Below are 10877 nucleotides of genomic sequence, written 5' to 3'. Positions count from 1 at the left end.
CTGCGTCGTCTGTGCCATCGCGGTTGAAAAGCACTGCGTTGGCAGCGGCTGCGAGTAACGCATGAAGTTGTTTCGCATCAGAGGTGGATGACGCAGAGCGTCAGGAACTGCATGCCGACGCAGAGCGTCGGCACGATATTCAAAGTGAGCAAAGTCCCTGCTGTCATGATCATCCAAAGGCTCAGCGCACCGCCGGATCAGGCGGCACGTCGCCGTCCGCGCTGGTGTCGATGCTCACCACCACCGACATCCCTGGCCGCAAGTGCTCAAGCATGGGCTGATCGGCATCGACCACGATGCGTACCGGAATGCGCTGGGAAATCTTCACGAAGTTGCCGGTGGCGTTGTCGGCGGGCAGCAGGCTGAATTCCGAGCCGGCGGCGGGCGAAATTCTTTGTACGTGGCCGTGCATCTCGTGGCCGTCGAGCGCATCGACGGTAAAGCTCACCGGCTGGCCCAGGCGCACGTTGGCCATCTGGGTTTCTTTCATGTTCGCCACGATCCAGCGCTGCTCGGGCACCAGCGCCATCAGTTGCGCACCGGAATTGACATAGGCACCAAGACGCACGCCGATCTGCCCCAACTGCCCGTCACGCGGGGCAACGATACGCGTGTTGTCCAGGTCGATGCGCGCCAGTTCGATAGCCGCTTGCGCATTGGCGACCGAGGCTTCCAGCGAGCCGCGGTTGACGATGACGGTTTGCAGGTCCTCACGGGCGATCTGCAAGACAGCCCTGGCTTCGGCAACGGCGGCATTTGCCTGCGCGTCGGCGGCACGCGTCACATCCAGCTCGCTTTTCGAAACCGAACCGTCGGTCACCAGCGCCTGATTGCGCCGCAGATCGGCAGCGCTCTTGCGGCTCTGGGCGATGCTGTTCTGCAGTTCGGCCTGGCGCTGGCCGATGGTGGCTTCGGCACTGCGCCGTTGTTGCAGATTGTTGGCCAGCGAGGCCTTCTGCACCGCCAGTTGTGCGACGGCCTGGTCCAGGCGCTGACGATAGATACGGTCATCCAGACGCACCAGCAGATCACCGGCCTTGACGAACTGAAAGTCCTGCACCGGTACTTCGTAGACATACCCACTCAGTTGCGGCCCGATCAGCGTGGTCTGGCCCTTGACCTGCGCGTTCTCGGTGCTCTCGATCGGGCTGGCAAACGGAGGCAGTTGCCAGGCGTACAGCACCACCAGTACTCCGGCCAGGGCGACGGCGCCGAAAATCACGGAAGACACGACACGCTTGCGGGTCGAGCGCGGCTTGCTGGTCACCGGGGACGTTAACGGTGCCGGTGGCGGCGAGTTACGAGGGGCTTCGGTATCTGGGGTCTTGGATTCGGTCATGAAGATTTAACGCCGGAGTTGGATACGGTGGGCGAAGCAGCAGGTGCAACGGGTGCCAGCGCCAGAGGTTGAGTGGTCATTTTCAGCCACAGGACCCGGGCTGAAATCCAGATCATGGTCAGCACGGCAATCAGCGCGATCAGCATGAATACATCGTTGTAGGCCAGCACGTTGGCTTCCCGGGTCGCGGCCGTGGCCATCGCGCGGATACCCTGACTGTTGCGCAACGACGGGTCGGCGATCACCGAGCTGTAACTGGCGCTGTAGCTCTGCAGCCGGGCCTGAACCAGCGGGTCGATGAGGCTCAGGTGTTCGACGACGTGGCTGGAATGAAACTTCTCGCGCACCACTTGAAAGGTGCCCAATGCAGCAGACCCGATCAGCCCGCCGATGTTCTGCGTGATCCCGAACAACACCGAAAAGCTGACCATGTTGCGCGGGTTCGCCAACACCCCGCTGATCCCCAGCACCAGGGTGGGCCCGAGGAAGAACGTGCCACCGAACGCCAACAGAAACTGGCTGAGGTACATGTTCGATTGGCGGGTCAGGTTGGTGGAATGACTGTCCATCCAGGCCCCGATTGCCATCATCGCCAGGGAGATCAGCAAAGGTTTGATCAGATGCGCAGGATTGATGGTCAGCGCGCTGACCGCCAGCCCCGAAACGCTGCCGAGCAACATCACCAGATACAAGGTGTGCAACTGCTGACTGCCCATGTTCAGCGCCTGCAGAAAACCGACAGCGCCGACCGACTGTTCGGACAACACCACGCGAAACAGGATAACCGCCAGGCCCAGACGTAGGATCGCGCCACTGCCCAGCCAGCGCGTGATCAGCAACGGATTGCTGCGGTTATGTTCAATGGCCAGTCCGGCGCAGATCAGCGCAATCGAGGCCGCTGAGGCAATACCAATCCATTGCGCTTCCAGCCACCATTCGATACGCCCCAGTGACAGCACCGCACAGAACAGCGCAAAGCCGGTGGCCAGCAGGCCGAAGGTCAGGAAGTCGAGCTTCTCGAACGCCTTGAAACGATCGCCCGGCGGCAGTTTGAGCATCAGTACGCAGCCCAGCGAGAGCAGCGCCATGCCCAGTTCGAACAGATACAGGCCACGCCATTGGGCAATCTGCAGCAAGTCTTCCGACACCAGCCGGGCCAGCGGTGTTGCCAGCTGGGCGGTGCCAATCCCCAATACCAGCGCCTTGAGCCGCCATTTCTGCGGGAAAGCCTGAATCATGTAATACAGGCCCAGAGTGCTGAGCGCAGCGCCGACCATACCGTGTGCCGCACGTACAGCGATGGCCGAATCGATGTCGTTGACGAACAGATGCGCCAGTGTCACCAGCGCGTACAGCACCAGAAACAGCTCGGTGAATGCGCGCAGACCAAATTGCTGACGAAACTTCACCAGCAGCAGATTCATCGACACGTTAGTCATGATGTAGGCCGCCGGCAGCCAGGCGATGTCCTGCGAGGTCGCCCCCAGTGCGCCCTGCAGATACGGCAGGTTGGCGACCACCAGCGCGTTGCCGAGCCCGCCGGTCAGCGCGACGATCACCCCTACGACAGCAAACGCCCAACGCCGCGCAGTCGAATGCAGCGGCGTCGACGGCGAGCCGGGCATGGTCGGACGCTCGTGGGCGGCCCACTCGCGCGGGGCATACTTATCGCTCATAAATGACTGGCACGCGGACGTTCATGGGGTACACCTGAGGAATTCCCTTTTGTGACATTAATGACACTCATAATACTCATCCGCCAGGCAATGATTCGCGTCGGTCAGCCCGATACAGCAACGCTCAGGCATTCGCCAATGCTCTAAACAGTGGCTATCTGAAACTTCAGACTATGCTTAAACGCAGTTTTGCTTTGCACATTTGCGCTGCTAGGATCTTCTGCGACGCTCGAATGCTCGAATAAGAAAAAAGCGCAACCGAACAAGGAGTTCAGAATGAGTTCACAGGTTTCATCGGCCCGCTCGGTTCGACCATCCGCCAGCCGGGATTCGATCGTTATCGACGTGCGTAATCACATCGGACACTTGACCCTCAATCGTCCGGAAGGCCTGAACGCAATCGATCTGGACATGGTCCGCACACTTCGCCAGCAACTTGACCGGTGGGCCGATGATCCCTCGGTTCATGCAGTGGTCTTGCGCGGCGCAGGGGGCAAGGCGTTCTGTGCCGGTGGCGATATCCGTTCGCTGTATGAAAGCCACCAGAACGGCCAGGATCAGCATCACACATTCTTTGCCGAAGAGTATGAGCTGGACCTGGCCATTCACCGTTATCGCAAGCCGGTACTGGCAATGATGGATGGTCTGGTGCTGGGCGGCGGCATGGGGCTGGTCCAGGGGGCCGACCTGCGGGTGGTCACCGAACGCAGCCGCCTCGGCATGCCCGAAGTCGCCATTGGTTATTTTCCTGATGTCGGCGGCAGTTATTTTCTCTCGCGGCTGCCTGGCGAACTGGGTACCTGGCTGGGCGTGACCGGGTCGCAGATCGGTGCTGCCGACGCACTGTACTGCGGCCTTGCCAACTGGGCCATGAACAGCGAACTGCTGCCGCGCCTCGACCATATGCTTGATCACCTGAAGTGGAAGTCAAGCCCACTCAAGGACCTGCAGGGTGCGCTGGCCAAGCTGGCTACCCAGCGTCTGCCCTCCCCGCCGCTGGAGGCCCTGCGCCACGCCATCGACCACTTTTTCGGCTTGCCGGATGTCCCCAGCATGCTCGAACAGCTTCAGCAGGTGGTCATCGGCGACACCAGGGACTGGGCGCTGGATACCGTCAGCCGAATGAAAGCTCACTCGCCGCTGGGCATGGCCGTGACTCTGGAAATGCTGCGCCGTGGTCGTCATCTGCCGCTGCCGGCCTGCTTCGCCATGGAGTTGCACCTGGACCGCCAATGGTTCGAACGCGGTGACCTGATCGAGGGCATACGCGCGTTGATCATCGATAAAGACAAGAAGCCGCAATGGAAACACGCCAGCGCGCAGGACGTCAGTGCCGCGCAGGTGCAGAGTTTCTTCAGCGGTCTGGAGAATTGAGTCGTGCACGACCTTGAATTGAGTGAAGAGCAGGTAATGATTCGCGACATGGCGCGCGACTTTGCGCGTAATGAAATCGCGCCGTATGCCCAGGCCTGGGAAAAGGCCGGCTGGATCGATGACGCGCTGGTTGCCAAGCTCGGTGAGCTGGGCCTTTTGGGCATGGTGGTGCCGGAGCAATGGGGCGGTACCTACATCGACTACGTTGCCTATGCACTGGCGGTTGAGGAAATCTCCGCCGCCGACGCGGCCACCGGCACACTGATGAGCGTACACAGCTCGGTGGGCTGCGGGCCGGTTCTCAACTACGGGACCGACGAGCAGAAGCACGCGTGGCTGGAAAAACTGGCCACAGGCCGGGCCATCGGCTGTTTCTGCCTGACCGAACCGCATGCAGGCTCTGAAGCCCACAACCTGCGGACTCGCGCAGAATTGCAGGGCGATGAGTGGGTCATCAACGGCGCCAAGCAATTCGTCAGCAATGGCAAACGGGCACACCTGGCGATCGTGTTTGCGGTGACCGACCCGACGCTCGGCAAAAAGGGCCTGTCGGCGTTTCTGGTGCCGACCGACAACCCAGGCTTCGTGGTGGACCGCAGCGAGCACAAGATGGGCATCCGCGCATCGGACACCTGCGCGGTCACCTTGAACAACTGCCGAATCCCCGCAGCCAACCTGCTGGGTGAGCGTGGCAAGGGCCTGTCTATCGCCCTCTCCAATCTGGAAGGCGGGCGTATCGGCATCGCCGCGCAGGCACTGGGGATTGCCCGCGCCGCCTTCGAAGCAGCGCTGGCGTACGCCCGGGAACGTGTGCAGTTCGACAAACCGATCATCGAACATCAAAGCATTGCCAACCTGCTGGCCGACATGCACACCCGCATCAACGCCGCCCGCCTGCTGACCCTGCACGCCGCGCGGCTGCGCAGCGCCGGGCAAGCGTGCCTGTCGGAAGCCTCCCAAGCCAAGCTGTTCGCGTCGGAAATGGCCGAGTGGGTGTGCTCCAAGGCGATCCAGATTCATGGTGGCTATGGCTATCTGGAGGACTACCCGGTTGAGCGTTACTACCGGGACGCGCGCATCACTCAGATATACGAAGGCTCCAGCGAGATCCAGCGCCTGCTGATCGCCCGGGAACTGCGTCATTATCTGGTCTGACGTAGAGGCCGGGCGATACGGTATGCAGGGGCAGCGCGTCAGGGCTTCACGAATCGCTCTCGCCCCAGCAACGTCACCAGCAAGGCCACCGAGTCGGCATTCTTGAGCATGATGTCGGTTCGCTTGTGGACGTCTTCGTAAAACACGTCACGCGCTTCTTCGAGCGTGCTCTTGCCGGCGATGCGCAGAACTGTCTGCTTTCCGTTGCCGTCCCTGCGCCTCAGATCGCGCCACACATCTTCGTCCAGTTGCTTGAACAACTTGTCCCGATCCGTGTGAAAGGAAAGGGTCTTTTGCTGCTGATATGTCGTTTCGTTTCTGATGCGCAGTCGATAGGCGGGTGCGTCTTCGAGCAAATCAATGAACGGGGCTTGTGAGTCCACATAAGCGATGTCGTCCGTTTTCAGCACCATATGCGATAACTCGTGAATCAGGATGGCGCCCCGGTAATGCTGGGCAAACTTGAACTCCCCGGCCCGTTGCGCGCTGAGCTTCAATCGATAGGTCGGCAGTCGAAAGAACTGCTCTGTCAGAAAAACCCGCCGCGCCGGGTCGGCTTCGAAGATGAAAGCGCTGGCCGACTCGTTGCCTATTCGATTGACACCGACGACATAGCGCGACGAGTCGATGGGCGACATCGAAGGGTCAATCAACTCCTGATACAGGTCGGTGACCGCCTTTTTAGTGACATCGCGCAATCGATCGTCAGGCGCCTTCTGCGCAAAAAAATCGCTCAATATTTTCTCCGTACGCGGATCCAGCGTGTTGTCCGGCGAGCGTCGGGTCAGGTTGTCCAGCGCGTTTTCCAGATAGCGCTGCGCCTGCAGGCAGGCATCTTCGATGGCCTGGGCCATGTCACGGTGGCGATGACGAATCTCGGGCATGCCTCGAGCGCTGACAACCATGATCTCGTCGACCAGATCGTCGACCAGGCTGCCCTCCATTCGGGTCAGCGCCCCGCCTCCACCGCGCAGCCCGCCAGGGATGTCCAGCTTCCATTGCTGATCCGCATCCAGGCTCACCGAGGGACCGATCTTGCTGCCCGACACGATGAACCAACCGTCCTCATCGGACTGCACCTCATAGGTTTTCCCGCCGATGGCTGCATACGCCCTGCTGGTAACAGGATCGCGGTAGACGCTTAACAGTTCATCGCGTTGCAACGTGTACAAGGCGATGTCGTGAACTTCGAACTCGCGCAAACGCTCGCGTATCTGTTGCGTCAGAGAACCGTTGCTCCAGGAGAACTCGAACGTATCAGCGCCATCGATCAATTGCACAAGCGGGTCGGGCGACGTGGCATCATCCAGCAAGGCGCTGGTCTCATGAGCCGTCAGTAAGGCGGCTTCCGCAGGGTTCTGCCCGGAAGAAATCATCACGCTCAGGGCCGTCATGAACTCCGAGATGGCCTGGCCCCATTGCTGATCCGTTGCCGAGATGAGCGACAGGTTCAACAATGTCTGCCCCTGAATGATGCCGATCAGCGCCCCCAGGCGCCCAGGCATGAGTGCCATGAATTGCTCTGCGCCCAGCGTGAACAGGTACTGGGTCGCCGCGCGGCGATGTTCGGCATTGGTGACGCTGTACTGCTTGACCTGCAGCTTCAGGATATCCAGCGCGCCTTTGAACATCAGCAACAGGCAGTTGCCCTCATAAGGATCGATTTGCACGGTGACAGGTGCAGGACGCTCGAACGGCAGATCGAAAGAGGACTCGGCGCTGAAAGGCAGGTGCGGCTCCACAAAGCCACCCTTGTCATAAATCTTGCGCATATCCGGGTCGATACGGTCCAGAATGTACGCTTGAAAATAGGCTGAAGTGTGAATATCAAGGACCAGCGCAGCCTGGTCGGCGTACTCCTTGAACACGAATTCGTCATTCAGGGGCGCGTAAAGCACCCACGGTCCCGGCTGATTTTCCTTTGGCCCCATCAGGTACGTATTGAGCACGACGGTCGGCTCCCAGCCCTCCCTGGCCGGCAGCAGTTTCAAGGGGCTGAGGATCATCTGGCAACCGTCGACCGGCAGGCGCGCGACCGCATCAGGCATGGTCAGCACGTTTTCGATAATCCGATACGCCTGCTCGGACAGCTCGTTTTTCAGCTTGAAAGCAAAGGCTCGCAATATATCCAGCGAAGGAACCTGCTCGACGAACAGTTTGCGGCGCTCGAGATATTCCGGCGTCGTCTCGGCCAGCACCGAGTTCAGCATCGTGCGGTAACTCGCGGCGATGTCCAGCGACCTCACCAGGTCGCGCAGATACGCCGGTGTCAGGGCCGCGTTCAGCGGCGTGTCATCCTTTGAGGAGAGCAGAATGACGCCGTCCTGCCTGGACAGAAAGCGGTTGATTGCAAACTCGACCAGGTTTTCGCTGACGGCCTGGGTCGCCGCTGGTATCGACTGAGGCAACTCGCCCGGCGCCACCGGTGCCGGAACATAGTGCGTCAGGGAAACACGCACGTTTTCAGGATCAGGCCGAGGCTCTGCGAAGTCCTTGTCGAACCTGCGCTTGAGCTGCTCGAGGGAATAATCGTAGAAGCTTGGAATATCGAACAGAAAGTCCTTCTCGCCGACACAGGTCACATAAAACCGTCGCAGGACCTCGACCAGCATTACCTGATCACGCTTCGACGCCTCGCTGACCCATGAAGGTACGAGCGCCCGATAGATGATGAACTGAATCGCGACCCCCAGAGAATTGAGGGCCTGGCGATTTCGGTCATCCCGCTCTGCGGCACTCAGCAGGTTGACGAACAGTTCCGACGGCACCTGCCAGGCGATGGACTGCCGATAAAGATCGGCCACCGTACGCTGCTGGCGCTCGACCTCGTCGCGCTGCAATGCCTCGATGAAATGCCCCTCAATGGGTTGCAGGACGACCTTGAGCTCAAGCGTCCCTCGACGGTCACGCTGGCCGAGTAACATGCGCCGGTCAGGTTCAGCGATAACACCTGACACCTGCGAGCCCAGCTCCATGCTTGTCAGTCGCCCGGCGACGTACTCTTCCAGCGCCTGCAGGGTTTCGAAACCGACGAGCCCCTGATCCAGGATCCACAGAATGGGCTTACTGTCGGGAAGCCTGCCAGTGACCACAAACGCATTGGGTACCTTGACCACGGGCGCCTGCGGGTCGTACTGAACCGTCACCCCGAAAGCATCGACGCACGCCTCGCCCAACGCCTCCCGAAGTGCTGGCAACGGCCTGTCGAGGACCTGCTGTACGTTGTCGAGGAAAGCGACAGGCAGCGTGGCCGTGCGTCGTTCGACCAGCAATTCAAGGCGCAGCGAATACTCCCGGACCAGAGCGGATATCACGCCGGGATGCAGGCTGGTATCGCGTTGGCGAATCGTGCGTGAGTAGAACTCGCTGATCTGCCCCTCGAAGCGCTGGGCAAAATCTGCCTGCACGCAGATCAGTATCTGCTCAAGCAATGCCAGCGACAGACGCTGCACCGGTTGATCCGCCACCGGCGTGATCTGCCCGGCGAGAACGACGCTGTCAGCCAATGAGGCGCTTGCGTAACCGCACACCCGTTCAAGCGCCAGCGTCAACACTGGCACCGGCTCCGCCTCAGCGACACCCGCCTGCACCCAAAGCTTGCGGGCATCCAGAGGCGGACCGCCGATCAGGGCCAGATAGAGGTTGAGCGCGCGATGCATGCAGCCATCTGCACCGGGATGCATGGCATCGACGCTGTCGAGCAAGGCGTCGAGCTTTTTCAACTTGCCCATCCAGTTGTAGGACGGGTCTGAAATCAAGTTCGGCCGCTCACTGACACTGCTCTGGGCAGCCGCCCCCCAGACGCTGTCAAAGCTCAGCCGGTCCTGACGCCAGCGCCCTGCGTCGTGCATGTTCAATAGCCGACCATCGAGCAGCTTGCGGATGTCCAGTGCATCGTCGATCCGCGCCGGATTTTTTTCGGAATGCAGGGCCGGCAGGTCAAGTACATAGCGCAGGTCGCGCTCTTGCAAGGCGATCAGGGCATCGATGAATTCGCTGAAAAAGTCCTCGGTGAGCGTGTCATGACGCAGCTCGAGCTGACCTTCCAGGCTGATGACGGAATGATCATTCAGCGATGAGTAAAACAACAATCCGGCGCGTGAAGGGCCCCTCAGCACATGCTCGATGGCCTGAGCCTGATCGCCGAAGCGCAGGAAGCCCGGCAATGACGAATAGAGAAACACCGCAGGTGACGCTTCTCCGGGGAAATCGATGAAGAATACGCCGACCAGCTTGACCGGGTCCTGGCCGGCCACGACGACGGATAACCTGCGTACCCTCGGCACCGGCGCCACGGGCGCGCCAGGCTGCGAAGGCAGCAGGCTCAGCAGCCAGCGGTATTCAGCCTCGGTCATGTTGCGGTGCGCCCTGCTCGATAACAGATGCTGGCGAAAGCACTCTGCAAGCGCATCAGCGGTGAGGTCGCGACGCGTGCGCCCGCCCTGCCCCTGAGACATCCAGTAGTCAGACAGCAACTGCTCATACACGGTGCCGACCGAAGCAGCCGAGTCTGCCAGCGCCTGATCGAAAACGATCGCCTGTGCCGCGGGCAACGCCGCCCCCTTGGTATCCAGATAGCGACGTGTCTGGCCTTGCGGCAGGGCTTCGTAGGAAAACGCCTGCATGGCGGCATCGGCAAGGTATTGAGTCCCGACGACTGTTGACGTTGCCGGAGCAGCACCGGGCGCCGTGTGCACAAGCTGGACAGTCTGGGCAACGACGTCGATGCCCCTTTCTACCAGCACGTCCTGAAAAGCCTTGCCAGTCGCCTCTCGAAGATCGGGCAGCGCCTCCAGGCTGACCGCCAGACGCTGCAGATGCCCGGCCTGCTGGCGCATGACCGTCTGCGTGCACGCATCAAACAGCGAGCCCTCGATGCGCTCGCTCTCGACGATCGACAAGGCAGTGATATCGTCGAATCGTTGCTGCAAGGCGCTGAACAGCGCGCGGCGACTCTCGAATTGCTCGATGCCGACGGTCAGGGTACTGAGAAAGACCCGTGCCGAGGGGTTGGCGGCATCGCTGATGAACAAGGCCGCGGCCAGTTCCGCATTGACGGGCAACTGGTCGTTTATCAGCAGTCTGTCGACTCGGGGGACCGCATCGTTGGTTGGCTCGGTGCTTTCGGCAGTCAATAGCTGCAACCACGCGCCGTCGTCGCGGCTGATTCGAGACTGTGCTATGGCGTCCTGAATGTCTTGTGTGAATCGCGCGCGCAGAGCGTCGCTGGAAAAATAGGGAGCTGCTGACATGTACTGTTTCCTTTGGAGGGCGCCTCTGCGCACGGCGCCCAGGCGCGTGGCAGAGAAAAAGGAAACAGCGTATGAGAATGA

At 60.7% G+C, this 10877-nt stretch carries 5 protein-coding genes; 2 read left to right on the top strand and 3 right to left on the bottom strand.

What is annotated here, in order from left to right; all coding sequences use genetic code 11:
- Positions 1–181 precede the first annotated feature (181 nt).
- A complete protein-coding gene (locus GE543_RS11105; RefSeq protein WP_003409745.1) occupies positions 182–1339 on the bottom strand; it encodes an HlyD family secretion protein in 1158 nt (385 codons plus the stop codon).
- Positions 1336–3015, bottom strand: a complete 1680-nt coding sequence (locus GE543_RS11100) for an MFS transporter (protein ID WP_153221439.1) — start codon at positions 3013–3015, stop codon at positions 1336–1338. The genes GE543_RS11105 and GE543_RS11100 overlap by 4 nt, the downstream gene beginning before the upstream one ends.
- Positions 3016–3291: 276 nt before the next feature.
- On the opposite strand from GE543_RS11100, the gene GE543_RS11095 reads away from it, so the two are divergent.
- Both GE543_RS11095 and GE543_RS11090 read left to right on the top strand, forming a co-directional pair.
- Entirely contained in the window at positions 3292–4389 is a 1098-nt protein-coding gene (locus tag GE543_RS11095; protein WP_153221438.1) for an enoyl-CoA hydratase/isomerase family protein, read from the top strand.
- 3 nt (positions 4390–4392) lie between these two features.
- Positions 4393–5544: an acyl-CoA dehydrogenase family protein gene (locus tag GE543_RS11090; RefSeq protein ID WP_003409742.1), complete on the top strand. Its 1152-nt coding sequence runs from the start codon at positions 4393–4395 to the stop codon at positions 5542–5544.
- A 38-nt stretch (positions 5545–5582) separates the two neighbouring features.
- Here GE543_RS11090 and GE543_RS11085 read toward each other — a convergent pair whose 3' ends face one another.
- Positions 5583–10796: a dermonecrotic toxin domain-containing protein gene (locus tag GE543_RS11085; protein WP_153221437.1), complete on the bottom strand. Its 5214-nt coding sequence runs from the start codon at positions 10794–10796 to the stop codon at positions 5583–5585.
- Between the last annotated feature and the right edge of the window lie 81 nt (positions 10797–10877).

This window comes from Pseudomonas sp. SZ57 (assembly GCF_009495975.1).
Lineage (GTDB): Bacteria > Pseudomonadota > Gammaproteobacteria > Pseudomonadales > Pseudomonadaceae > Aquipseudomonas > Aquipseudomonas syringae.
This window is presented reverse-complemented; position numbering and strand designations above follow the sequence as displayed.